The 22,483-nt window shown below is 70.9% G+C and carries 21 protein-coding genes; 9 read left to right on the forward strand and 12 right to left on the reverse strand.

All coding sequences use genetic code 11. The features are described from left to right. Nucleotides 1-153 precede the first annotated feature (153 nt). The 6 genes from ACTWPT_RS55260 to ACTWPT_RS55285 form a co-directional block, all read right to left on the reverse strand. Nucleotides 154-948, reverse strand: a complete 795-nt coding sequence (locus ACTWPT_RS55260; protein ID WP_443185592.1) for an amino acid ABC transporter permease — start codon at nt 946-948, stop codon at nt 154-156. After that, entirely contained in the window at nt 945-1,613 is a 669-nt protein-coding gene (locus ACTWPT_RS55265; protein WP_443185593.1) for an amino acid ABC transporter permease, read from the reverse strand. The genes ACTWPT_RS55260 and ACTWPT_RS55265 overlap by 4 nt, the downstream gene beginning before the upstream one ends. 3 nt (nt 1,614-1,616) lie before the next feature. Next, nucleotides 1,617-2,444 (reverse strand): glutamate ABC transporter substrate-binding protein, encoded by an 828-nt coding sequence (locus tag ACTWPT_RS55270; RefSeq protein WP_443185594.1) that lies wholly within the window; start codon nt 2,442-2,444, stop codon nt 1,617-1,619. Nucleotides 2,445-2,464: 20 nt separating this feature from the next. Continuing rightward, nucleotides 2,465-3,208: an amino acid ABC transporter ATP-binding protein gene (locus ACTWPT_RS55275; RefSeq protein WP_443185595.1), complete on the reverse strand. Its 744-nt coding sequence runs from the start codon at nt 3,206-3,208 to the stop codon at nt 2,465-2,467. A gap of 102 nt (nt 3,209-3,310) precedes the next feature. After that, nucleotides 3,311-4,150: a glutamate ABC transporter substrate-binding protein gene (locus ACTWPT_RS55280; protein ID WP_443185596.1), complete on the reverse strand. Its 840-nt coding sequence runs from the start codon at nt 4,148-4,150 to the stop codon at nt 3,311-3,313. Next, on the reverse strand, nt 4,147-4,833 hold the full coding sequence (locus tag ACTWPT_RS55285) for a response regulator (RefSeq protein ID WP_443185597.1): 687 nt from the start codon (nt 4,831-4,833) through the stop codon (nt 4,147-4,149). Before ACTWPT_RS55285 ends, ACTWPT_RS55280 begins: the two co-directional genes overlap by 4 nt. Before the next feature lie 169 nt (nt 4,834-5,002). On the opposite strand from ACTWPT_RS55285, the gene ACTWPT_RS55290 reads away from it, so the two are divergent. Next, nucleotides 5,003-7,855 (forward strand): response regulator, encoded by a 2,853-nt coding sequence (locus ACTWPT_RS55290; RefSeq protein ID WP_443185598.1) that lies wholly within the window; start codon nt 5,003-5,005, stop codon nt 7,853-7,855. Nucleotides 7,856-8,685: 830 nt separating this feature from the next. Here the strand turns inward: ACTWPT_RS55290 and ACTWPT_RS55295 are convergent. The 3 genes from ACTWPT_RS55295 to ACTWPT_RS55305 all read right to left on the reverse strand — a co-directional run bounded on the left by ACTWPT_RS55295 (nt 8,686) and on the right by ACTWPT_RS55305 (nt 11,251). Further along, complete coding sequence (locus ACTWPT_RS55295; RefSeq protein WP_443185599.1) at nt 8,686-9,636, reverse strand: NBR1-Ig-like domain-containing protein; 951 nt, start codon at nt 9,634-9,636, stop codon at nt 8,686-8,688. Nucleotides 9,637-9,721: 85 nt separating this feature from the next. Next, on the reverse strand, nt 9,722-10,099 hold the full coding sequence (locus ACTWPT_RS55300; protein ID WP_443185600.1) for a hypothetical protein: 378 nt from the start codon (nt 10,097-10,099) through the stop codon (nt 9,722-9,724). Between the two features lie 393 nt (nt 10,100-10,492). Further along, nucleotides 10,493-11,251: a maleylpyruvate isomerase family mycothiol-dependent enzyme gene (locus ACTWPT_RS55305; RefSeq protein ID WP_443185601.1), complete on the reverse strand. Its 759-nt coding sequence runs from the start codon at nt 11,249-11,251 to the stop codon at nt 10,493-10,495. An 81-nt stretch (nt 11,252-11,332) separates the two neighbouring features. On the opposite strand from ACTWPT_RS55305, the gene ACTWPT_RS55310 reads away from it, so the two are divergent. Genes ACTWPT_RS55310 through ACTWPT_RS55325 form a run of 4 tightly spaced genes read left to right on the forward strand, consistent with a single transcriptional unit; the run spans nt 11,333 to nt 15,560 of the window. Continuing rightward, the gene (locus ACTWPT_RS55310) at nt 11,333-12,304 is read left to right on the forward strand and encodes a helix-turn-helix domain-containing protein (protein ID WP_443185602.1); all 972 of its coding nucleotides are present in this window, start codon (nt 11,333-11,335) and stop codon (nt 12,302-12,304) included. Between the two features lie 45 nt (nt 12,305-12,349). Then, nucleotides 12,350-13,873, forward strand: a complete 1,524-nt coding sequence (locus ACTWPT_RS55315) for a circularly permuted type 2 ATP-grasp protein (protein WP_443185603.1) — start codon at nt 12,350-12,352, stop codon at nt 13,871-13,873. After that, complete coding sequence (locus ACTWPT_RS55320) at nt 13,870-14,760, forward strand: alpha-E domain-containing protein (protein ID WP_443185604.1); 891 nt, start codon at nt 13,870-13,872, stop codon at nt 14,758-14,760. Before ACTWPT_RS55315 ends, ACTWPT_RS55320 begins: the two co-directional genes overlap by 4 nt. Then, a complete protein-coding gene (locus ACTWPT_RS55325; protein ID WP_443185605.1) occupies nt 14,745-15,560 on the forward strand; it encodes a transglutaminase family protein in 816 nt (271 codons plus the stop codon). Before ACTWPT_RS55320 ends, ACTWPT_RS55325 begins: the two co-directional genes overlap by 16 nt. On the opposite strand, the gene ACTWPT_RS55330 is transcribed toward ACTWPT_RS55325, so the two are convergent. Then, the gene (locus ACTWPT_RS55330) at nt 15,538-16,851 is read right to left on the reverse strand and encodes an MFS transporter (protein ID WP_443185606.1); all 1,314 of its coding nucleotides are present in this window, start codon (nt 16,849-16,851) and stop codon (nt 15,538-15,540) included. The genes ACTWPT_RS55325 and ACTWPT_RS55330 overlap by 23 nt on opposite strands. A 66-nt stretch (nt 16,852-16,917) precedes the next feature. On the opposite strand from ACTWPT_RS55330, the gene ACTWPT_RS55335 reads away from it, so the two are divergent. The 4 genes from ACTWPT_RS55335 (at nt 16,918) to ACTWPT_RS55350 (ending at nt 21,699) form a co-directional block, all read left to right on the forward strand. Next, nucleotides 16,918-17,871, forward strand: a complete 954-nt coding sequence (locus ACTWPT_RS55335) for a LysR family transcriptional regulator (protein ID WP_443185607.1) — start codon at nt 16,918-16,920, stop codon at nt 17,869-17,871. A 19-nt stretch (nt 17,872-17,890) separates the two neighbouring features. Beyond that, the gene (locus ACTWPT_RS55340) at nt 17,891-18,430 is read left to right on the forward strand and encodes a hypothetical protein (RefSeq protein WP_443185608.1); all 540 of its coding nucleotides are present in this window, start codon (nt 17,891-17,893) and stop codon (nt 18,428-18,430) included. 140 nt (nt 18,431-18,570) lie between these two features. Further along, nucleotides 18,571-19,980, forward strand: a complete 1,410-nt coding sequence (boxB, locus tag ACTWPT_RS55345) for a benzoyl-CoA 2,3-epoxidase subunit BoxB (protein ID WP_443185609.1) — start codon at nt 18,571-18,573, stop codon at nt 19,978-19,980. Between the two features lie 78 nt (nt 19,981-20,058). Beyond that, the gene (locus ACTWPT_RS55350; protein WP_443185610.1) at nt 20,059-21,699 is read left to right on the forward strand and encodes a benzoate-CoA ligase family protein; all 1,641 of its coding nucleotides are present in this window, start codon (nt 20,059-20,061) and stop codon (nt 21,697-21,699) included. On the opposite strand, the gene ACTWPT_RS55355 is transcribed toward ACTWPT_RS55350, so the two are convergent. Both ACTWPT_RS55355 and ACTWPT_RS55360 read right to left on the reverse strand, forming a co-directional pair. Then, nucleotides 21,678-22,313 (reverse strand): class I SAM-dependent methyltransferase, encoded by a 636-nt coding sequence (locus ACTWPT_RS55355; RefSeq protein ID WP_443185611.1) that lies wholly within the window; start codon nt 22,311-22,313, stop codon nt 21,678-21,680. The two genes, ACTWPT_RS55350 and ACTWPT_RS55355, sit on opposite strands and share 22 nt — an antisense overlap. Nucleotides 22,314-22,317: 4 nt before the next feature. Further along, nucleotides 22,318-22,479 carry a hypothetical protein gene (locus tag ACTWPT_RS55360; RefSeq protein WP_443185612.1) on the reverse strand — a complete coding sequence of 54 codons (162 nt, stop codon included), beginning with the start codon at nt 22,477-22,479 and terminating at the stop codon, nt 22,318-22,320. Nucleotides 22,480-22,483: the final 4 nt, after the last annotated feature.

The raw sequence follows: 22,483 nt of genomic DNA on the forward strand, positions 1-22,483 counted from the left end.
TCATTGTCCCGCGCCTCAGGCCGGCCGGTACTCGGGCTGCCACGTGAACGCGGTGCCCTTGTTCAGCAGCGGGCCGTCGAGCACGTTCTGGGCCATGACCTCGTGCTTTCCGCCCGCCGCACAGGCCACGCACCGCGAACCGGAGATCGTCGGTCACGCCGCGCCCAGCCGGTGGGCCAGCCGGTCCAGGGACAGGTTGATCAGGATGAAGATGGCCGCGATGAGGATCGCCGCAGGGATGACGTTGGAGAAGTTGGCCGCGATCCCGTTCAGCCCCCGGTCGACCAGCTCGTCGTAGCCGACGATGAGCCCGAGCGCCGAGTCCTTCAGCAGCACGATGAACTGGCTGACCAGGGCGGGCGTCATCACCCGCAGCGCCTGCGGCAGCAGCACGAGGCGCATGACCTGCCCCTTGCGCATGCCGACCGCATACGCCGCCTCGCGCTGCCCCTTCGGGAGGCTCTGCACCCCGGCCCGGATGATCTCGGCGATCACCGACCCGTTGTAGAGGGTGAGCCCGAAGACGACGGCGGCGAAGGCCGAGATGTTGACGCCGATGAGGACGAACGAGCCGAAGAAGGCAAAGAAGATCAGCAGCAGGAGTGGGACGGCGCGGAAGAACTCCACCACCATGGCCGCCGGCACCCGGATCCACCGATGGTCGGACATGCGGGCGGCCGCGAACACCAGCCCGAACAGCCCAGCCAGCAGCACCCCCGCCACGGCCGCGCCCAGCGTCCCCGCCAGGCCGGGCAGGATGAACGTGGCCCACACGTCGCCCCGCAGCAACGGCAGCCACTTCTCGGCCGCCCACTGCTCCTTCTCGTCGAAGCGCACGTACACGACGTACGCGATCGCCAGCAGCACCAGCGCGACCACCGCCGCCAGCACCCGGTTGCGGCGGATGCCGCGCGGCCCCCGCGCCTCGTACAGGTTGGCGTAGCTCATCGGGCCACCGCCATCCGCTTCGACAGCCAGCCGAACAGCAGCCCGATCGGCAGGCACAGCAGCACGAACCCGGCCGCGAAGCCGAGGAAGATCTGGATCACCTGGTCCCCGTACGTCTCGATCATCTCGCGCATCCGCACGGACGCCTCGCTCACGCCGACCACCAGCGCGATCGTGGTGTTCTTGGTCAGCGCGATGAGGATGCTGCCGAGCGGCGCCACGACCGCGCGGAATGCCTGCGGCAACGTGATCAGCCGCAGCGTCTTGACGAAGCCGAGCCCCAGCGACCGGGCCGCCTCGGCCTGCCCGACGGGTACCGTGTTGAGGCCGGAGCGCAGCGCCTCGCAGACGAACGCCGAGGTGTAGGCGGTCAGCCCGATGACCGCGAGCCAGAAGTTGTTGGTCGCGATGTCGTCCGACAGCTCCACGCCCAGGTTGGCGCCGATGCCCAGGCCGGTGAACAGCAGCACCAGCGTGAGCGGCGTGTTGCGGGCCACCGACACATAGGCGCTCGCGGCCCCGCGAAGGGAGGCCAGCGGGGCCACCCGCATGGCGGCCAGCACCGTCCCCAGCACCAGGGAACCGAGCGCGCTGACCGCCGTCAGCCGTACCGTCATCCAGAACGCGACCAGGATGGTGTCACGTTCGAACAGCAACGCTTCCATGGATCAGTACCGCTCCAGCTGCGGGGCCTGCGGCACGGCGAAGCCGGAGGCGCCCACGCTGGCCTGCAGCGCCTTCGTCCAGCTGCCGTCGGAGAACATCTTCTGCAGCGCGTCGTTGACCGCCTTGCGGCCGGCGGTGTCGTCCTTCTTCAGCCCGATGCCGTACTTCTCGGTGCTGAACGGCTTGCCGACCACCTTCAGCTTGCCCGCGTGCTGCGCGGCGTAGCCGGCCAGGATCACGTTGTCGGTGGTGAGGGCGTCGAGCTGACCGCCGAGCACCCGGTCCACGCACGCCGAGTACGTCCGCTCCTCCTGCAGCTGCACCTCCTTGGCATACTCCGTCTTGACCTTCTGCGCCGGGGTCGAGCCGGCGACCGAGCACAACTTCTTGCCGTTGAGCGCATCCGGACCGTTCAGCGCCGCGTCGTCGGCGCGGACGAGGAGGTCCTGCCCGGCCACGAAGTACGGCCCGGCGAAGGACACCTTCTGCTTGCGGGCGTCGGTGATCGAGTACGTCGCCACGACCAGGTCCACCTGGCCCTGCTCGATGAACGCCTCCCGGTTGGCCGACACGGTCTCCTTGAAGGTGATGTTCGCCGGATCGACGCCCAGCTCCTGGGCCACGTACTTGGCGACCTCGATGTCGAACCCGGCGAACGTGCCGTCCGGTGTGCGCAACCCCAGACCCGGCTGGTCCGCCTTCACCCCGATGACCAGCTTCTTGTCGTTCTTGGCCTTGTCCACGACGGAGGCGTACGACTCCGACCCGCCGCCGCACGCGGTGGCCAGAACCATGACGGCGAAAACGGCATAAAGGGATCTTCCAAACATTGGGGGCTCCTTCGATGACGTCAGTGAGTGAGGATCTTGGCGAGGAAGGACTGGGCACGCTCGCTGCTCGGCGCGCCGAAGAAGCCGTCGGGGGTGTCCTGCTCGACGATCTCGCCGTCGGCCATGAACACGACCCGGTCGGCGGCCCGCCGGGCGAAGCCCATCTCGTGGGTGACGACGACCATGGTCATGCCGTCGCGGGCGAGCGAGGTCATCACGTCGAGCACCTCGTTGACCATCTCGGGGTCGAGCGCCGAGGTCGGCTCGTCGAACAGGATCACCTTCGGCTCCATGGCCAGCGCGCGGGCGATCGCCACCCGCTGCTGCTGCCCGCCGGACAGCTGGGCGGGGAACTTGGCCGCCTGGCCGCCGATGCCGACCCGGTCGAGCAGTTCGCGGGCCTTGCGCACGGCCGCGTCCTTGGGCCTCTTCAACACGTGGACCTGCCCCAGGACGATGTTGTCCAGCACGGTCTTGTGTGCGAAGAGGTTGAACGACTGGAAGACCATGCCCACTTCGGCCCGCAGCCGGGCCAGCGCCTTGCCCTCGGCCGGCAGCGGCGTCCCGTCCACGGTGATCGTGCCGGAGTCGATGGTCTCCAGCCGGTTGATCGCGCGGCACAGGGTCGACTTGCCCGCCCCGGAGGGGCCGATGACGACGACGACCTCGCCCCGCCGGACGGTCAGGTTCACGTCCCTGAGCACGCGGTGCTCGCCGTAGCGCTTGTTGACCTGGTCCAGGACGATCAGGTCCGCCTGGGTCATGACGCACGCTCCTTGTTCTCGGTCAGCGTTGGCGTAACCGTAGGAGCCGCATGTTCCGCGGAAAGGCTTGTGATCGTTCTGCTCAGAAGTTAGCGATTCTGGTCAGCGGTGAGCAGGTTTGGACTCGTCGGACGTCGCCCCGGAGACGCCGATGGTGTCCCGGTAGGCCCGGTCCCACTGGCCGTCGGCCAGCCAGCGGGCGATCAGCCCGTTGAGGTAGTCGCGGAAGGCCGTGTCGTGCTTGCGGATGCCCATCCCGTACGGCTCCTTGCCGAACGGCTTGCCGACCAGGCGCATCGCGCTCGCGCTCGGATGCTGGGCCTGCAGGCCGAGCAAGATGGTGTCGTCGGTGCTGATCGCATCGACGCGGCCGGTCAGCAGCGCCGGCACGCACTCGCTGTAGCCGTCCACAACCGCCAGGATCTCGCCGGACACCTCGTTGTGCAGCCGATCGGCGGAGGTCGAGCCCTTGGCCGTGCACACCGTCTTGCCGGGCAGGTCCGACACGCCGTTGATGCGCGTGTCGGCGGCCCTGACCAGCAGGTCCTGCCCGGCGTTGTAGTAGGGGTCGGTGAAGCTCACCAGCTGGGAACGGGCCCGGGTGATCGAGTACGTGGCGATGACGAGGTCCACGACCTGCTGGGAGATGAAGTTCTCGCGCTCGCGCGAGACGGTCTCGATGAAGCGGATGTTGCGTTCGCTGCCGGTCAGGTCCTTGGCCACGAGCCGGGCCATCTCCGCGTCGAAGCCCGTGATCCGCCCGGTCGCCGGGTCCTTGTAGCCGAACATCGGCTGGTCGAACTTGATGCCCACGACCAGCACGCCGCGGTCCCTGATGCGCGCCATAGTGGAGCCCTCGGGGAACGCCGCCGCCTCAGAGCTCGCGCAGCCCGCGGGGAGCAGGCACAGCAGCACCGCGAGCAGGGCCCTGAACCTGCTCACCGCGACCGGTACCGGTGCTGCGGACGGCCGGTGGGGCCGTACCTCGGCCGGGCCTCCACGAGGCCGCGGTCGGCCAGATGCTCCAGGTAACGGCGGGCGGTGGCGCGGCTGACGCCGATCGAGGTGGCCAGCTCGTTCGCCGACACGTCCTCCTCGACCTCGGCCAGCGCGTCGAGCACGGCCTGCTCGGTGGCCGCGGAGATGCTCTTCGGCCGGTCGACGTGGTCGATGTGGAGCAGGCGGAAGATCCGGTCGATCTCCTGCTGCTCGGTGAACCGGCCGCCGGACTCCAGCTGCTCCGTCGTGGCCGCGTACCGCAGCAGCGTCTGTTCCAGCGTGCCCGCCCTGGTCGGCTTGACCAGGTAGTAGAGGGCGCCACGCTGGATGGCCGCGCGTACCGTCGCCGACTCCTTGCGTCCGGAGATCACGATGATGTCGGTCGGTGGCTGGTTGGGCCGGCGCAGCCGGTGCGCCACCTCCAGCCCGGGCAGATCCGGCAGATGCAGGTCGAGCAGGACCAGGCGGGGAGCGAACCTGCTCGCGGCCGCCAGTGCCGCGTGCCCGCTGTGCGCGATCCCCACCACCCTGAACCCGAGGACCCGATTCACCTGCGCCTGGAGCGCGGCGGTCACCACCGGGTCGTCGTCCACGATGAGAACGGTGATGTCCCTGGATACAGGCATCGCCACGCTCCTCGCTTCTACTGACAGCGGTTCTGAGCAGCTTAGGAGGCTTTTATTAAATAAGATCGACTTTAGCGCATTCTGCTCACGCCGATCCTCCCATGTGCGCCCGATCCCTCCTAGTCTGTACCCGAGTGACAGGGCCCGAACGACAGGGAGACGGACGCCGGTGAGATGGTTGCTCGCGGTGACGGCCCTGTGGACGCTGCTCGGGTTGCTGCCCCTGGCACTGCTGACCTCCTCCAGCATCACCCTGTCGGAGCAGGCGGTACGCGACGAGATCACCGACCGCGTCAAGACGACCGCGTCGGTCAGCAGGGTCGTGGTGGACCAGCAGATGGGCTCGCTCAAGCAGCTCGTCAGCGCCTTCGCCCAGCAGCCGCGGATACGTGACGCGGTCGAGAACGCCACAGCCGCCACCTTGCAGGGCTACCTCGGTGAGCTGAAGCAGATGCGCGACGGCGTCAGCGGCCTGATCCTCATCTCGCCCGAAGGCGACATGCTGGGCGCCGAGCCGCAGAGCGCGCTGCCCCAGGACATCGGCAACACCGACTGGTACCGCGCGGTGCGCGACCTGCGCCAGCCGTACGTCTCGCAGGCGTACACGCCCACGATGCGCGACCTGTCCAGGGCCGTCGCCGTGGCCGTGCCGATTCCGAGCGCCGATCGCAAGCGCATGCTCGGCATCTTCACCGTCGTCTACAGCCTGGACGCCATCCAGCGGTTCGCCAAGGACGCCGCCGAGGCCCAGGACATCCAGCTGCTCATCACCGACCAGACCGGCGTGCTCGTCGCCGACCCCGCCAGGAAGTTGTACGCCCTCACGTCCCTGCGCGAGGACCCGCGGGTGGACGCCGCGCTGGCCGGGCGTACGTGGAGCGGCGACTTCCGCGGTATCGACGGCACGGTGTTGTCGGCCTCCGAGCCCATCTCCGGCGTCGGCTGGACGGTAACCGCCGAGGTCGCCGCCTCCGAGGCCCTGGCCTCCGCCGAGCAACTGCGCGGCAACGTGATGACCGTCGCGGCCCTGCTCGCCTTGCTCATCCTCATCGGCCTGGGTATCCAGATCCACACGACGCGCGGCCGCCGCCGGGCGCAGGCCACGCTGGCCAGGTACGCGGCCGAACTCGCCGACGCCAGGGACGAGGCGGTCAAAGCCTCCAGCGCCAAGTCCGAGTTCCTGGCCAAGATCAGCCACGAGATCCGCACCCCGATCAACGGCGTGCTCGGTATGAACTCGCTGCTCATGGGCACCCGGCTGGACGACGAGCAGCGGTACTACGCCACCACCGGCCAGGAGTCGGCCCAGAACGTGCTGCGCCTGCTCGACGACTTCCTCGACCTGTCCAGGATCGAGGCGGGTCACCTGCAGGTCGACGCGACGCAGTTCGACCTGCCGCGCCTGTGCGACGAGGTAGTGGCGCCGCTCGCGCCCCTCGCCTACGAGCAAGGGCTCTGGCTCACGCTGCGGCTCGACGAGCACGTGCCGCGGCAGGTGGCGGGCGACCCGGCACGGCTGCGGCAGATCCTCACGAACCTGATCGGCAACGCGCTCAAGTTCACCGTCCAGGGCGGTGTCGACCTGCACGTCACGCTGCACGAGGGCGAGCCGGGCGCCGCGCGGGTGGTGCTCGGGTTCGCCGTCTCCGACACCGGCATCGGCGTCGGCCCCGACGACCGGGAGCGGGTCTTCGGCGTCTTCCGCCAGGTCGACTCGCCCATCACCCGCAGGACCGGCGGCAGCGGCCTGGGCCTGGCCATCGCCAGGCAGCTCACCGAGCTCATGGGCGGGGAGATCGGGCTGGACAGCGTGGAAGGAGTGGGCAGCCGGTTCTGGGTGCGGCTGCCGGTGGACGTTCTGACGTGGTCCGAGCCGGGGGCGGGGGCGCTGCAGGGGCGGCGTGCGCTCGTCGCCGACCCGCGCCCCGAGGACCGGGCGCTGGCCGGGCGGTACCTGTCCGACGCGGGACTGTCCGTGAAGGAGACCAGGGACGCCTGGTCCGCGCTGGCCTGCCTGCACGACGCGGCGGCCGGCGGCAGCCCGTACGAGCTGGCCGTGGTCGCGCTCGACCTCGGCTCCGGCGAGGCCGGCGCAGCCGAGGAGGGCGAGACGCTCGCGCACGCCATACTCAACGACCCGCTGCTCCAGGCCACCAGCGTCGTCGTGGTCGTCACGCCTGGCCGGGCCCGCTTCGCCTGGCCGGCCGCCGGGGAGCGGGCCGTCCAGTCGATCACCCGGCCGCTCAGCCGCCGCCGCCTGCTCGCCGCCGTGGAGAACGCCCTGGGCACCGCCGAGTGCCCCGGGGAGCCGCGCGAGGGCACACCGGTCGCCGCGGGCGCCTCCGGAGGCGTGCGCATCCTGGTGGCCGAGGACGACGAGGTCAGCCGGCAGGTGGCCATGCTCGTCCTGCGGCAGGCCGGGCACGAAGTCGAGACCGTGGACGACGGCGAGCAGGCGGTGCGTGCCGTGCTGGCCGGCGGGTACGACCTGGTGTTCATGGACTGCCAGCTGCCCGTGCTCGACGGCCTGGCCGCGACCGAGGAGATCAGGAGCCGCGAGGAGGCGCATACCCCGATCATCGCGATGACCGCGGCGGCCATGCCGGACGACCGGATCCGGTGCCTCGAGGCCGGCATGGACGACCATCTGGCCAAGCCGGTGGACTGGCCGCGGGTGCTCGCCAAGATTCCGGAGTGGGCGTCGTACGCCGGCCTTCCGCCCGAACTGGCGGGCCTGTCGGCGGAGGCGGTCGCGGATGTCGCGCAGGCGTACCTGGCGACGGCGCGGCGGACGTTCGAGGACCTGCTCCGGGCGGCGCGGGACGGCGATCTGCCTGAGGTGGCGGCGCTGGCGCACCGGCTCAAGGGGAGCTGCGCGACCGTCGGGGCCGGGCGCGAGGCCGCGTTGTGCCAGCGGGTGGAGGAGCTGGCGCGGGCGGGGAGCGTCGAGGAGGAGCTCCTGGAGGATCTGGACGAGCTGCTCAGGGAGACCCCTGAATGGATGAACGCGCACCATTCCTGATGGAACGCAGCGGTTAACACGTGACAATTCCAGGTGATGCGAAGTGCGTTGAAAACCGTACGGCGTCGCGCATGGCGCATCCTCTGGGGCGACCCGGCCGCCCGGGCTTTTCAGGCGACCGGCCCTGACCTTTCCTGCGACTTTATGCGCAACAAAAACCGCACGTGGGTGCTACGGTGTAGGAACCACAGTTTCCGTTGCAACAATATGCCCTGTATCTCACGGCACGTCCACATTTGTAGGCGTAGTAGCAATCGATCGCAGCGGCGTGACGTTCCGGGACGATTGCCGCCAGAATGCGGTCACCTAGTTTCCCGATGATGTTCATGTGTGTTTCCCTATCGTTCGGGTCAGAAAAGCTTTCGCAGGATGATGGCGTGGATGTCCGCGATGCAGTTCCCGGAGATCGGCTCACCGTCGGTGGTCGTGGTGGCGAACTCCGATCAGCGGGCGAAGGCCCGTTGCGCGGCTTGGTGAACGCAAGCGACCGCGAAGAGCGCCCCGAGCAGAACCCGGCACGCGACGAGCGCAGACCCACGGCACGGCATCCTCCACGCCCCTGATAGCCCACGGCTAGCGCACCGCTAGCGCGGCTGGTACTCCATTCATGCGATGCCGTTCTGGAGACTGGCGGAAAGGTGTTGATGGGGCCGGTGGCGGTGGAGCTGTCGCCGTCCGGGTCACTGACTGCGCTGCGCATCGATACCCGTGCGCTGCGGCTGGGGTCGCAGGCGCTGGCCGAGGCCGTGATCGAGGCGTACCGGCGGGCCGAGGAGGACGTGGCAGGGCAGTCCTTCGACGCGGCCAGGACGCTCTTCGAGCCCTGGCGGTCAGGCGACGACCACGTCCAGGAAGATCGGTTTCTTGGTGGCAAGCAACTCAGCCCCGGCCTTGTCGGTCATCTTCCAATAGATCTTGCATCGGCCGGGGGAGGCGGCGGCGCGGACGCGTACCGAGATCTCGACGGACTCGCCCGGCCGGACCGGGCGGATCGCGACCCGTTTCGGAGCCTTGCACGGGGTGTCGTTCAGGCGGGTGAGATAGCGGTTCGTCCAGGGGACGGTGCCGGCGTTCCTGATCCGCCAGACCTTGGTGAACTCCGCCCCCTTCCGCACCACCGTCCCGTCCGGATGCGTGACGTCCCCCTCGAAGACGGAGTCGTCGAACAAGGAGACCGATGGGGTGGGGGTGCTCCGGGCGGCGGGCTCGGCCTGCTCCTGGGCCGGGGCCAGCCAGGCGAAGAGCGCGGCCCCGACGCCGGCCGCGCCGGCCACGACCGCCGCGATCAGGGATGTGGCAGGAGTGGATCGGACTCGGGGTTCGGGATGCTGCACCATGAGTGCCTCGGTCTCGGTGGGCCCGGCCACCGTCTCGAGGTCTGCGGCGGGATGGGGCGCGGTCTCGGTGTGCGGGACGGCCTGGGGCGCGGCATCGGTGTGTGTGGCGCTCGCGGCCTGCTCCCAGCGGGCCCGCCATTCGCGCTTGGCCTCTTCGGGATCCTGTCCCAGCCGCTCGACCGCAAGCACCCGGACGAACTCCCAGGTCGTCTCCCAGGTCGGCAGTGCGCTTCCGCGGGCCGCGGCCGCCAGGGACGACTTCGAGGCCGCCGCGCCGAGGCGGGAGGCCATTTCCGCGAAGGACGGGTCACCCGCCTGTGCCTTGAGCTCCCACAGACGGTGTGCGAACAGGGCGAGGGGGCCGGACTCCGGATCCGGCCGGATCGGCTTGCGCCCTCGCCGCGACGCCGCTGCTTCGTCCTGTGATCCGGACGACTGTGCCATCTCACGGAGGCTACCAAAGCCATCCATATGGGGCCGGGCCCCGGCAACGCGGCCGGGACCCGGCATGGAGTACGGAATCAGGACGTCAGCCGCAGTGCGAGACTTCCTTGATGGACTGCACGGTCGGGTGCGGGCCCTTGAACTTCTTCTTGTCGAAGTCGCCGCCGCGGACCCAGATGCAGGCGTCCTTCGCCTGCGCGACCCGGATCTTGATCCCCCGCGAGTGCTTGCAGCGGTTGTGGAAGTAGACGGTGACGCTCGTGGTCCCGTCGTCGCCGTAGGAGTAGCTGAAGCAGCGCGTCTTGCCCCGGATGACGTCGAGCGCCTGCTGCGGGGCGGCGGATACGGTCGCGCCCGCGGCGGTGTTCGAAGCGGCGAACGACGGGGCCGCCGCCGTTGAATAGGCGAACATCGAGCCGGCCATCGCGGCGACGGTGAGCGTGACTTTCCCACGAATTCTCATGCGAATTTTCCCCCATTTCGCTGGGCGTGTTCGTTGTTTCCGTCACCACTGTTGCGTGCCGTTGCCGCGGCTGCCAAGCGATCAATGTCCGAATATTGTCCAATGCCCTTTGGACAATAAAAGACGCAGGTCAGAGCGAGCAGTCGCAGCAGTTGGCAGCACTCGCCGCAATGGCAGCAGTCGCCCGTCCGCGTGCCGGCAATAGCAGCAGTCGTCGCACGGGCGGCCAGCTCGTTTGCTCCAGCTCGGCCGCCACATACCGTCCGCGAATTCGGTTTCCCGCAGCGCCGGCTCGAGACCGCAGGTCGCGTCCTCGCACAGGCGCCGCGCCTCGTCCGGCGCCGTGCCGGCGGCGAGCCGGCGATCACCAACCTCGGCGGGCGCCGACCGGCGTCAGAACGCCATCCGGGCCAGCCAGTGATCCATCAGGGCGCGGTCCCCGGCGATCTCCACCCGGCCGTCGTCGAGGGAAAGGCGCCGCGAGCACACCAGCATGAGATCCGCCGCCGCGCCCGACACCACCACGTCGGCGCCGGCCGGGACCGGCACGCGCTCGCACCGCAGCCCCTCCGGCGTCCGGATGAGCACCCAGCCGTCCCCCGAGCGGGGGCGGATGCCGAGCCGCTCACCCCGGCCCCGCAACTCGGCCAGTTCCGGCTTGAGCTGCTCGGCGCCGGGGGCGGCCAGCATGTCCATGCCCTCGTCGATCACGTCGGCCGCCAGGTCGTCGGCGATCTCGAACATGGCCCCCGTGGTGGCCGCCGCGTCGTAGTGGTGGATGGCCGTGTCGGCCAGCATCCGCCGCAGCCAGAAGACCGCAGGCCGCGGGCCGAGAAAGGTCCACATCTCCTTGTCCGCGCCGGTCTCCCTGAGAGCGCCGATCAGGTCATCGGCGCCCGTACGCAGCCACTCCTCCCACTGACTCGGAGGCCCGGGCTCGGCCTGCCACGGGTCGGGCACGGACAGCGGCTCGCCCTTGCGCAGGAGCGCGGCCGCCCACCGGTGCGCCTGCCCGATGTGCCCCACGAGTGTACGCAGCGGCCATTCCGGGCAGGTCGGGACCATGGTCTGCGGATCTCCTCCGGCGGCCGCGCGGGCGAACCCCGCGGTCTGCTCCCGCAGCCCTTCCTCCAGCCGTTCGACCTCCAGCATGGCGAAACTCCCTTCGATCGTCGCGAACGGGTACGCCGGTACCGTAGGAACTCCAGTCCAGTGGAGGTTCAAGTGCCTGAGATGAATCCGCAGCGAAGCGAGGACATTCATCTCAGGACACCGAGCGGAGCTCGGCCAAGGGCGCTGCGCGATGACACGCTCGGGATCGGCGACCTGGCCCGGCTGACCGGCGTGCCGGTGCGGACGATCCGCTTCTACTGCGACGAGGGCATCATCGACTCGATACGCAGCGTGGGCGGCCACCGCAGGTTCGATCGGGCCGCCGTGGACCGGCTCGGCCTGGTCAGGAGGCTGCGCGGGCTCGGCCTCGGACTGGTCTCCATCAGGCAGGTGCTCGACGGGGAACGCTCCGTGGGCGAGGTCGTCGCAGCCGAGCGGGCCGCGCTCGACATCCAGCTCGCCGGCCTGGCCTGGCGGCGGGCCTCCCTGCGGGCGGTCGAGGAGGCCGGACCGGCCGAGCGGGCCGCCCGGCTGCAGCTGCTGGCCGCGGTGGAGTGCGGGCCCGCCGCCCGCGACGCGGTGATCGACTTCTGGCGGCGCGCGATGCTGGCCCCGATCTCCGACGCCATGTTCACGGCGTTCGTGTCCATGGCCGTGCCGGAGCCGCCCATCAACCCGACGCCGTCGCAGGTGGTCGCGTACGCCGAGCTGGTCGGCCTGGCCGCCGACCGATCGCTGACGCGCGCCCTGCTGGAGCGCGCCCGCGTCAACATCGAGCTGATCTCCGACGAGGGCGCGCTGATGTCCGGGGTGGGTGAGGCGTGCGCGCTGGCCGCGCCCAGGGTGCTGGCGGGCGAGGCCCCCCGCGAGGGGCCGGAGCTGGAGCGGTTCGTGACGGCGCACGCCGACGTGCGCGGCAGTGGCGACACCCCGGAGTTCCGGCGGCGGCTGCTGGCCGACGTGGCCTACGACCGGGAGCCGCGGATGCGCCGCTACTGGCGGCTGGTGACCGAGGTCAGCGGCGAGGTGGCCACCCTCGGCTCCACCCACCTGTGGCTGACCGACTCCCTCGAACGCTCCGTGCGGTTGTAACATACGAGGCCATTGCCCGAAACATACTTTTCCTATAAATCGGTCATGGCGGACATCTTTGATACGTATGTCATGGCCGGAGCGTGGGATGAGATGTTCGAGCGGCCGGGCGTGCCCCGCCGCCAATACCAGGCGTTGTTCGCCGCACTCCAGCCGCTCGGCGCACGCGAGCTGCGGACCAGGGCCGATCAGCTCGCCAGAATGTTCACCGATCGCGGGGTCACCTTCGACTACGCGGGCGTCGAGCGGCCCTTCCCGCTCGACCTGATCCCACGCGTCATCGACGCCGCCGAGTGGGATCTCGTGACGCGTGGCGTGCGACAACGGATCCGCGCCCTGGAGGCGTTCCTCGACGACGCGTACGGCGACCGCCAGGTCTTCCACGACGGCGTGGTCCCCTGGCGGCTGCTGCATTCGAGCCCCCACTACCATCGCGTCGCCCACGGCTGGCGCCCGCCCAACGGCGTGCGCATCCACGTCGGCGGCACCGACCTGATCCGCGACGAGCAGGGCGTCCTGCACGTGCTGGAGGACAACGTCCGCACCCCCAGCGGGGTGAGCTACGTGCTGGAGAACCGGCTGGCCATGACCCGCACGCTCCCCACGCTGTTCTCCGAGCAGTTCGTGCGCCCCGTCGAGGAGTACCCCGCCAGGCTCCTCGCCGCGTTGCGCGGCGCCGCGCCCGCGGGCGTCGCCGACCCGACCGTGGTGCTGCTCACGCCCGGCGTCTACAACGCCGCCTACTTCGAGCACGCGCTGCTGGCCCGCCTCATGGGCGTGGAGCTGGTCGAGGGCCGCGACCTCGTCTGCGAGAACAACCGCCTCTACATGATCACCACGTACGGGCGGCGCCCCGTGCACGTCCTCTACCGCCGCGTCGACGACGACTTCCTCGACCCGCTGCACTTCCGCGGAGACTCCGTGCTCGGCTGCCCGGGGGTGGTGAACGCCGCCCGCGCCGGCAACGTCACGATCGCCAACGGCGTGGGCAACGGGGTCGCCGACGACAAGCTCATCTACACGTACGTGCCCGACCTGATCGCCTACTACCTGGAAGAGACGCCGCTGTTGCCCAACGTGGAGACCTACCGGCTCGACGAGCCGGACGTATGCGACCAGGTGCTGGCCGACGCCGATCAGCTGGTGCTGAAACCCGTGGACGGCGCGGGCGGCAAGGGCATCGTGATCGGGCCCGCCGCCACGCCCGAGCAACTGGCGGCCGTGCGGCAGGCCGTACGCGAGGATCCGCGCGGCTGGATCGCCCAGCGGCCGGTGCTGCTGTCCACCTCGCCGACCCTGGTCGGCGAGCGACCGGCGCCGCGCCACATCGACCTGCGGCCGTTCGCCGTCAACGACGGCGACGACGTCTGGCTGCTGCCCGGCGGGCTGACCCGCGTCGCGCTGCCGGAAGGCGAGCTGGTGGTCAACTCCAGCAGAGGAGGCGGCTCCAAGGACACGTGGGTGGTCGGCGAGGCCTGCGCGCCCGCCGCCCCCGTCGCGGTGGCCGCGCCCAGCGCCGCGCAGTGGAGCCCCAGCAGGACCGCGGCCTGGGAAGGGGACCAGCAATGACGCGCCCGCTGCTCAGCCGCATCGCCGAGACGCTCTACTGGATCGGCAGGTACGTCGAACGCGCCGACGACACCGCCAGGCTCCTCGACGTGTCCGTGCACCGCATGCTCGACGAGCCCGACACCTGCCGCTCCCTCTACGCCGTGCTCGGTCTGAGCCCCGCCGCGCCCGTCAGCCCCCAGGCGGTGATCCGGCGCCTGGCCTACGACCTGGACGAGCCCGCCTCGATCGCCTCCTCCGTCAGCTCCGCCAGGGACAGCGCGCGAGGCGTGCGCGAGGTGCTGTCCAGCGAGGTGTGGGAATGCCTCAACGTCACCTGGCACCATCGGTCCAAGCTGGAGACCCTGCCCCCGCACGCGTACCTGGCGTTCGTCCGGGAGCGGGCCGCCCTGTTCTTCGGCCTCGCCGACGCCACCATGAGCAGGGACGACTGCTGGCGCTTCATCGTGCTGGGCCGCAGCCTGGAGCGCGTCGACATGACCACCAGGCTCCTGGCCGTGCACCTGGCCAGCGACTGGCGGCTGCTGCTGCAGGCCAGCGGCGCCGACGAGTCGTTCACCAGGACGCACGGCGCCAGAGACAGCGCGGTGCTGGAGTTCCTGCTGCTCGACCGGCTCTTCCCGCGTTCGGTCGTCTACTCGCTGCTGACCGCGGAGAAATGCCTGCGGGCGCTGGCCCCCGATACGGCCAGGGCCGGGGTGGCCGACTCCGCGCAGGCCGCGATCGGGCGGGTGCGCGCCGGGCTCGAGTACAGCGACCTGGACGAGCTCAGCGACCGGCTGCCCGAGTTGCTCGGCACCCTTCAGGAGGCGTGCGCGGCCGCGGGCGAGGCCATCACGAAGCGGTTCTTCCAGCACAGGGAGGCGATGGCATGGGTTGGCGCGTGAAGGTCTCCCACGTGACGCACGTGGAGTACGACGGCGAGGCGCGCTCCTCCTACAACGAGCTCCGGATGACGCCCGCGCACGGCGTGTTGTCCAGTCGCGTCAAAGTGAGCCCGGCCGTGCCGACCTACACGTACGAGGACTACTGGGGCACCACGGTGACGGCGTTCGACGTGCCCGAGCCGCACAGGTCGCTGACCGTCGAGGCCGTCAGCAGGGTCGAGACGAGCGGGCCACGCCGGCCCAAGTCCTCCGTCACGCCAGCGGACCCGTCGATGGAGGAGCTGCTGCGGCGCACCCCGATGACCGCCGTGAACGCCGAGCTGGAGGACCTGGCCAGAACGCAGGCGCTGGGCCGCGACCCGCACGAGACGGCCGCGACGATCTGCGAGCTGGTCGCGGCGCGGGTCGAGTACATGCCCGGCTCGACCGGCGTGCAGACCTCCGCGCAGGAGGCCTGGGACCTGGGGAAGGGTGTCTGCCAGGACATGGCGCAGCTCACCGCGGGGCTGCTGCGGTCCGCCGGGCTGCCGGCCCGTTACGTCTCCGGCTACCTGCATCCACGGCCGAGCGCCGAGATCGGCGAGCCCGTCGAGGGGCAGAGCCACGCGTGGGTGGAGTACTGGGCGGGGGAGTGGCTGCCGCTCGATCCCACCAACCAGACGTACGTGGGCGAGGCGCACGTGGTGGTGGCCCGGGGCCGGGACTATTCGGACGTGCCGCCGCTCAAAGGCATCTACCAGGGCCCGCCGGAGAGCCGCCAGAAGATCACGGTGACCGTCACGCGGCTGGGTCCCGCCTAGCTCTCAGGAGGACGGCCAGCGTGGCCAGCAGCAGCCAGGCCGAGGTCAGGGCGATCAGCCAGGGCCAGCTGGCGTGGCCGTACACGATGGCGCCTGCCGTGCCGCCCGCGCCGCTGCCCAGGTAGAAGCAGAGGGTGTAGAGGCTCGCGGCCCGGCCGCGGGCCCGTGGGGACGGCTGGGCGGCCACCCAGGCGTTGGCGATGGCGTGCGCCGCGAAGAATCCCGCGGTCAGCATCGCGAAGCCGAGCGCCGTCGCGGGCAGCGAGGGGTGCAGGGTGAGCGCGGCGCCGGTCATCGTCAGGATCAGGGACGTGACCAGGGCCGCCGTGCGCCCCAGACGGGCCGCGAGCCGCCCCGCGGCGGCCGAGGAGGCGGTGCCCATGGCGTAGGAGAGGAAGACCAGTGAGGCGACGGCGGGGCTGAGCGCGAGGGGCGGCGCGGCCAGACGGAAGCCGGCGGCGTTGTAGAGCGCGACGAACGCGCCCGTGGCGAGCGCGCCGACCACACACGGAACGAGCACCCCCACAGTGGCACCTCTCCGCCCGGCCCGCGTGCTGTCCATCCTCGAGCGCCCGGGCCACGTCGCGTCGTGCCGCACCCGCTCGGCACGCGAATGGGCCCGCGGCACCTGCTCGACGTGCGCCTCGTCGGCCGGTTCGCCGGAGGACGCGGGGTCATGGGCGGGCGAGGGGGCGTGCTGGGGACCCGGTGTGCGGGGCAACGTCAGGGCTGCGAACAATGCGCACGCCAGCGCGACCCCGGCCACCACGGCCAGGGCGCCGTGCCAGCCCAGCGGGCCGGCGGCGAACCCCGTGCCGAGCCGCCCCGTCATCCCGCCGACCGAGTTCCCCGCGATCATCGCACCCACCGCGCCGGCCAGCCTGCCGGGCCCGACGTGATCGGCCAGGTACGCCGCCGCGACGCCCGCGAACCCGGCGATCGCCACCCCTTGCACCGCTCGCATGGCCAGCAGCACAGGAAAGGACGGCGCCAGCGGCAGCAGCAGCCCGAGCACCGCCGAGACCACCACCGACCAGACGATCACCTGCCGCCGCCCCACGGCCTCGGCCAGTGCGGCCACCGGCAGCACCGCCACCGCCAGCGCACCGGTGGCCACGCCGATGGCGAGCGACGCGCTGCCCGGATCGAGCCGGAACGCGGCGGCCAGCTGCGGCAGCACCGGCTGCGGCGCGTACAGCAGCGCGAACGACGACAGCCCCGCCGCCGCGACGGCCGCGCTCACCCGCCGGGTGTCCACCTGTGCAGGAGCGCTCTGCGCTTGGATGACCACCTGCACAACGCTAAGCAAGGCTAATAAATACGTCTAATACTGAAATAGGCGATAATTCATACTGTGATGGATGAATCCGATGAACTGCTGGCCGCCCACCTCGCGCCCGCCCTCGCCCTGCTGGCCGCCGTCGGCGAGACCGGTCACGTGACGCGCGCCGCCGAGCTCCTCGGCATCCCCCAGCCCACCGCCAGCCGCCGCCTCGCCGCCCTGTCCGACCTGGTCGGCGCCCCGCTGGTGCTGCCGTCCGGCCGCGGCATCCGCCTGACCAGGGCGGGCCGTACGCTGGCCGCGGCCTCCGCCCGCGCGCTGAGCACCGTCACCGGCGCCGCCCGCGAGGTACGGGAGGAGATCGACCCGGACAGCGGCCGCATCGTGCTCGGCTTCCTGCACCTGCTCGGCCGCACGCTCGTCCCGTCGCTCATCCGCGGCTTCCGCGAGCGGCACCCGCGCGCCCGCTTCAGCCTGGCGCAGGGCTCGCGCCAGGACATGCTCACGAACCTGCGCGAGGGCGTGGTCGACCTGGTGTTCGTCGCCCCGATGCCGCTGGACGACCCGGACCTGGACAGCCGGCCGCTCGCCGACCAGGAGCTGGTCCTGTCCGTGCCGGCGGCGCATCGGCTCGCCACGCGCGAGCGGGTACGGGCCGCCGAGCTGGCGGGGGAGGCGCAGGTGGCCCTGGAGCACGGGTACGGCCTGCGGCAGATCACCGACGAGCTGTGCGCGGCGGCGGGGTTCGAGCCGCGGATCGCCTTCGAGTGCCAGGAGTCGGAGACCATCCGCGGCCTGGTGGCGGCGGGTCTCGGCGTCGCCGTCCTACCCCGCTCGCAGTCCGGACCCCGCCCGGTGATACCGGGCTCGGGCGTTGTGGAGATCCCGCTGTCGCCTCCCGCGTTCCGGACGATCGGGGTGAGCTGGCCGGCGGGGGAGCGGCTGACTCCGGCGGCGCGGGCGTTCCGTGACCATGTGTGCTCGGGAGCCATGGACCTGGGTCCCGGCTTCCGGCCTGCCCGGTCGTGAGCTGCTACGTTTCCGGGTCATGACACATGACGGCGACGCGGGCGTGCCGGGCTCGCTGGCGAGGGTGCTCGCCGATGTGACCGCCGAGCGGGCGGCCCAGGACGAGAGGTGGGGCATGCAGGAGCTGCCCGACGGCACCGGAGGCGAGCGTACGGCGGCTGAGTCGGACCTGGTCAGGGATGAGACGGATTCGGCCGCTCCGTACGGCGAGGACTGTGGTGACGAAGTCCCCGCGAGAATACGCGACCAGCGGCGGCACGTCCTGGCCGAGGAGGTGCTGGAGGCGTTCGCGGAGACCGACCCGGGCCGGTTGCGTGCCGAGCTGATCCAGGTGGCCGCCGTCGCGGTGAAGTGGACTCAGGCCCTCGACCGCCGCCCATCCGCCGACGGCGGCTCGCCCGTCGATCGCGGCCCATCCGCCGAGCCGAGCCGCTTCCGGGCCATCGTCGACGTTCACCTCGTGCTCGTGCGAAGTGGACCGGCGAGCCGTACAACGCCGAGCCCCACAAGTGCTCGGAGATCACCTGGTGGCCCGTCCGTGCGCTACCTGCCGACATGATCGACTATCCGGCCGCGGCCATCGCGAACATCCTCGCCCGGATCCCGTTCGCCCAGCACCATTGGTCTACATCCCCTTGACGTAGCTACATGACGATGTTGCCCTTGAAGAGGTGAGCCTAGGCGGGAAGCGAGTCTGAGGTGTCCATCGACTACACCGAGCGCATTCCGAACAACGTCGACCTCTCGGAGGACCGCCGGTTGCGGCGGGCGCTGGAGTCGTGGCAGCCGCGCTTCCTGCAGTGGTGGGCGGAGATGGGTCCGGCGCTGCCGACCAGGGACGTCTATCTCCGCACCGCCGTCTCGGTCGGCCGCGAAGGGTGGGCGCATTTCGACCACGTGCCGCTGCCCGACTACCGCTGGGGCATCTTCCTGGCCGAGCGGAACGACGATCGACGCATTGCGTTCGGCGAGCACAAAGGCCGGCCGGTCTGGCCGCGGGTGCCCGGTGAACACCGCGCCGACCTGCAACGACTCATCGTCATCCAGGGTGACACCGAACCGGCGAGCGTCGAGCAGCAGCGCCGGCTGGGGCTGACCGCCCCGTCGCTGTACGACCTGCGCAACCTTTTCCAGGTGAACGTGGAGGAGGGGCGGCACCTGTGGGCGATGGTCTACCTGCTGCACGCCTATTTCGGCCGGTCAGGGCGGGACGAGGCGGACGCGCTGCTGCTGCGCAACTCGGGCAGCGAGGACTCCCCGCGCATCCTGGGCGCCTTCAACGAGGAGACCCCGGACTGGCTGTCGTTCTACATGTTCACGTACTTCACCGATCGCGATGGGAAGTATCAGCTCGGCACGCTCAAGGAGTCGGCGTTCGACCCGCTGAGCCGTACCTGCGAGTTCATGCTGAAGGAGGAGGCCCACCACATGTTCGTGGGCACCACGGGCGTGGACCGGGTGGTGGAGCGCACGGCGCAGCTGACGCGCGAGCACGACACCGGCGACATCGGGCCGTACGGCGGGATCCCGCTCGACGTCATCCAGAAGTACATCAACTTCCACTACAGCGTGAGTCTCGACCTCTTCGGCAGCGAGACGTCCACCAATGTCGCCAACTACTTCAGCGCTGGGCTCAAGGGCCGCTGGCAGGAGGAGCGGCGCGCCGACGACCACCGGCTGGCCGACGCCTCCGCCGTCGTGCCGGGGATCGAGCGGGGCCGGCTGGTGGACGTGGAGCTGCCCGCGCTCACCGCGCTCAACGCGGACCTGCGCGGCGAGTACGTCGCCGACTGCGCCACCGGCGTGAACCGGTGGAACCGGATCCTCGCCGGCCACGGCCTCGAGGCCACGCTCTACCTGCCGCACGTCGGGTTCAACCGCCGGGTCGGGGTGTTCGCCGGGCACCACATCTCGCCGGACGGGCGGGTGCTCGACGAGGCGTCATGGGAGGCGGCCGGGGGCCGGTGGTTGCCGACGGCCGCGGACAAGGCGCACGTGGAGGCGCTGATGCGGCCGGTGTACGAGCCGGGGAAGATCGCCGCCTGGGTGGCGCCGCCGCGCAACGGGATCAACGGGCGGCCGTTCGACTACGAGTACGTGCATCTCTGATGCTACGCGCGGTTGACGGCTTATCCGTTCTCTGTAGAGGATGCGCCTACGAATGTCCGCCTGCGGATGGGGACGGCCATGATGCCGGAGTCGTTCAACGCCAGCGTTTACCTCGTGGACCGGCAGGTCGAAGCCGGCCGAGGCGATCAGGTCGCGGTGACGGGGCCCGCGGGCGCTCCGAGCTCCGTCACGTACGCGCACCTCGCCGCCCGCGTCGCCGAGCTGGCCGCCGGACTGCGGGAGGTGGGCGTCCGGCCGGAGGAGCGGGTGCTGCTCGTCATGTCGGACCGCCCCGAGACGGTGATGGCCATCCTGGCGGTCATGCGGATGGGGGCGGTCGCCGTGCCGATCTCCACCATGTACAACGGCACCGAGCTGGCCGCCCTGTTCCGGGACGCGCGGGGGCGGGTCGTGGTGGCCACCCCCGAGTTCGAGCCGGCCGTGCGGGAGGCGCTGCGGACCGCCCCCGATGTGACGACACTCGTCCTGACCAACCCCGCCGATGCGGAAGCGGCCGGAGCGGACACGGGCGTGCCGGACGCCGGGGTGCGGGTCCGGCGCTGGGAGGACGTGCTGGAGGCCGGCCGCGGCGCCGTGGCAGTGCAGGGCCAGGACGCCGGGGCCGCGTATGACAGCTGGCGCGACTCGCCCGCGCTCTGGCTCTACACCTCGGGCACCACCGGAGCACCGAAGGCCGCCATGCACCGGCACGGCGCGATCCGCGACGTCTGCGAGACCTACGGGCATCAGGTCCTCGGCATCCGCCCCGGCGACCGGTGCTTCTCCGTCGCCCGGCTGTTCTTCGCCTACGGCCTCGGCAACTCCCTGTTCTTCCCCCTCGCCGCGGGCGCCACCGCGATACTCGACCCGGCCAGGCCCACCCCGGCCGGGGTGATCGCGCGTGTGACGGCGGAGCGGCCGACGTTGTTCTTCGCCGGCCCCACGTTCTACGCGGCCCTGCTCGCCCCCGACGCCCCCGACGACGCGTTCCAGTCGGTACGGCTGGCCGTCTCGGCCGGCGAGGCCCTGCCCGCCGAGATCTACCGGCGCTTCACCGAGCGGTTCGGCGTGGACATCATCGACGGGCTCGGCTCCACCGAGGCCCTGCACATCTTCATCTCCAACCGGCCCGGCCAGGTACGACCGGGCAGCTCGGGCACGGTCGTGCCCGGCTACGAGGCCAGGCTGCTCGACGACCTCGGCGTCCCGGCCGCGGACGGGCAGCCCGGCCACCTGTACGTGCGGGGCGACTCCATCGCCACCGGCTACTGGTGCCGCACCGCCGCCACCCGCCAGGTGTTCCAGGGGGAGTGGCTCCGGACCGGCGACACCTACACCCGCGACGCGGACGGCTTCTACCACTGCCTGGGCCGCTCCAACGACCTGATCAAGGCCGGCGGCATCTGGGTGTCACCGATGGAGGTGGAGGCCAGGCTCCTGGAGCACACGTCGGTAGGGGAGTGCGCGGTGGTGGCCTACATCGACGCCGACGGGCTGGAGAAGCCGGTGGCCTGCGTGGTGCCGGCGGCGGGCCGCGCCGTGGACGCCACGGAGCTGGTCGCGTTCTGCCGTGACGGCCTGGCCTCTTTCAAGCGCCCGCGCGAGGTGCTGGTCGTGGACCAGCTGCCGAAGACGGCCACCGGCAAGATCCAGCGCGTGGTGGTGCGGCAGCTCGCCGCCGACCTGCTGGGCAAACGTCAGGCCGGCTCCGTGCCGTAGATCGAGATGGCGAACGGCCGGTACGTCGCCGTGTAGACCTCCTCCCCGAGCCGGGGCAGCGACCTGTCCAGGTAGTGGTGCAGGCGGGTGGCCTCCGGCCACGGGTGGACCGCCACCAGGACGCCGCCGGGCGCGAGCAGCTCGCCGAGCCGCGCCGAGGCCCGGCGGAGGCGATCCGTACGGCCCAGGTAATAGAGGGTCTCGGAACAGATCACCAGGTCGAAGCGCTCGTCGGGGCGGTGGTTGAGGATGTCCGCCTGGACGAAGCGCACCCGCGCGTTGCCCTGCACCCGCTCGCGCGCCCGCGCCAGCGCCCGCTCGGACACGTCCACCCCGGTGATCTCGGCGTCCGGGTACGCCGTGGCGAGCGCGTGCGTGAACACCCCCTCGGCACAGCCCACCTCGATGATCCGCCGGTACGGCCTGGGCGGCAGATGCTGCAGCGTGGACAGGTACCTCTGCTGCTCGTAGCTGTCGGTCGCGAGCTTCCACGGGTCCGGGTTGCGATGCCACCAATCGAAGTAGCGGCGCAGGAGCACCCCCTGCGCGGCGGGCGAGAGCAGCGACAGCGTGCGGAAGAACGTGCGATGCATGATCTCGGGAAAGCTCGGCATGCGGTCAGCGGCCTCTCGCGACGGGGACGGGGGATGTCCCTGGGGTGAGTCGTTGCCGGAAGTCCATGCCCACTCTGAGCCGCGATGACGCCATCGGCTCGCCGTCCTGCCGCAGCTCGACATCGCCCACCGGCCTGCCCTCGATCGCGGCGGCGCGTCCCATCACGTGA

This window comes from Nonomuraea sp. 3N208 (genome assembly GCF_052245935.1).
Lineage (GTDB): Bacteria > Actinomycetota > Actinomycetes > Streptosporangiales > Streptosporangiaceae > Nonomuraea.

Bases quoted from the DNA above. Each gene is read 5' to 3' on its own strand.
- ACTWPT_RS55260 (WP_443185592.1), bottom strand. From the start codon at position 948: ATGAGCTACGCCAACCTGTACGAGGCGCGGGGGCCGCGCGGCATCCGC.
- ACTWPT_RS55300 (WP_443185600.1), bottom strand. From the start codon at position 10,099: ATGAGAATTCGTGGGAAAGTCACGCTCACCGTCGCCGCGATGGCCGGC.
- ACTWPT_RS55315 (WP_443185603.1), top strand. From the start codon at position 12,350: ATGGCGGACATCTTTGATACGTATGTCATGGCCGGAGCGTGGGATGAG.
- ACTWPT_RS55335 (WP_443185607.1), top strand. From the start codon at position 16,918: ATGGATGAATCCGATGAACTGCTGGCCGCCCACCTCGCGCCCGCCCTC.
- ACTWPT_RS55310 (WP_443185602.1), top strand. From the start codon at position 11,333: ATGAATCCGCAGCGAAGCGAGGACATTCATCTCAGGACACCGAGCGGA.
- ACTWPT_RS55305 (WP_443185601.1), bottom strand. From the start codon at position 11,251: ATGCTGGAGGTCGAACGGCTGGAGGAAGGGCTGCGGGAGCAGACCGCG.
- ACTWPT_RS55265 (WP_443185593.1), bottom strand. From the start codon at position 1,613: ATGGAAGCGTTGCTGTTCGAACGTGACACCATCCTGGTCGCGTTCTGG.
- ACTWPT_RS55340 (WP_443185608.1), top strand. From the start codon at position 17,891: ATGACACATGACGGCGACGCGGGCGTGCCGGGCTCGCTGGCGAGGGTG.
- ACTWPT_RS55295 (WP_443185599.1), bottom strand. From the start codon at position 9,636: ATGGCACAGTCGTCCGGATCACAGGACGAAGCAGCGGCGTCGCGGCGA.
- ACTWPT_RS55320 (WP_443185604.1), top strand. From the start codon at position 13,870: ATGACGCGCCCGCTGCTCAGCCGCATCGCCGAGACGCTCTACTGGATC.
- ACTWPT_RS55350 (WP_443185610.1), top strand. From the start codon at position 20,059: ATGATGCCGGAGTCGTTCAACGCCAGCGTTTACCTCGTGGACCGGCAG.
- ACTWPT_RS55355 (WP_443185611.1), bottom strand. From the start codon at position 22,313: ATGCCGAGCTTTCCCGAGATCATGCATCGCACGTTCTTCCGCACGCTG.
- ACTWPT_RS55285 (WP_443185597.1), bottom strand. From the start codon at position 4,833: ATGCCTGTATCCAGGGACATCACCGTTCTCATCGTGGACGACGACCCG.
- ACTWPT_RS55325 (WP_443185605.1), top strand. From the start codon at position 14,745: ATGGGTTGGCGCGTGAAGGTCTCCCACGTGACGCACGTGGAGTACGAC.
- ACTWPT_RS55270 (WP_443185594.1), bottom strand. From the start codon at position 2,444: ATGTTTGGAAGATCCCTTTATGCCGTTTTCGCCGTCATGGTTCTGGCC.
- ACTWPT_RS55275 (WP_443185595.1), bottom strand. From the start codon at position 3,208: ATGACCCAGGCGGACCTGATCGTCCTGGACCAGGTCAACAAGCGCTAC.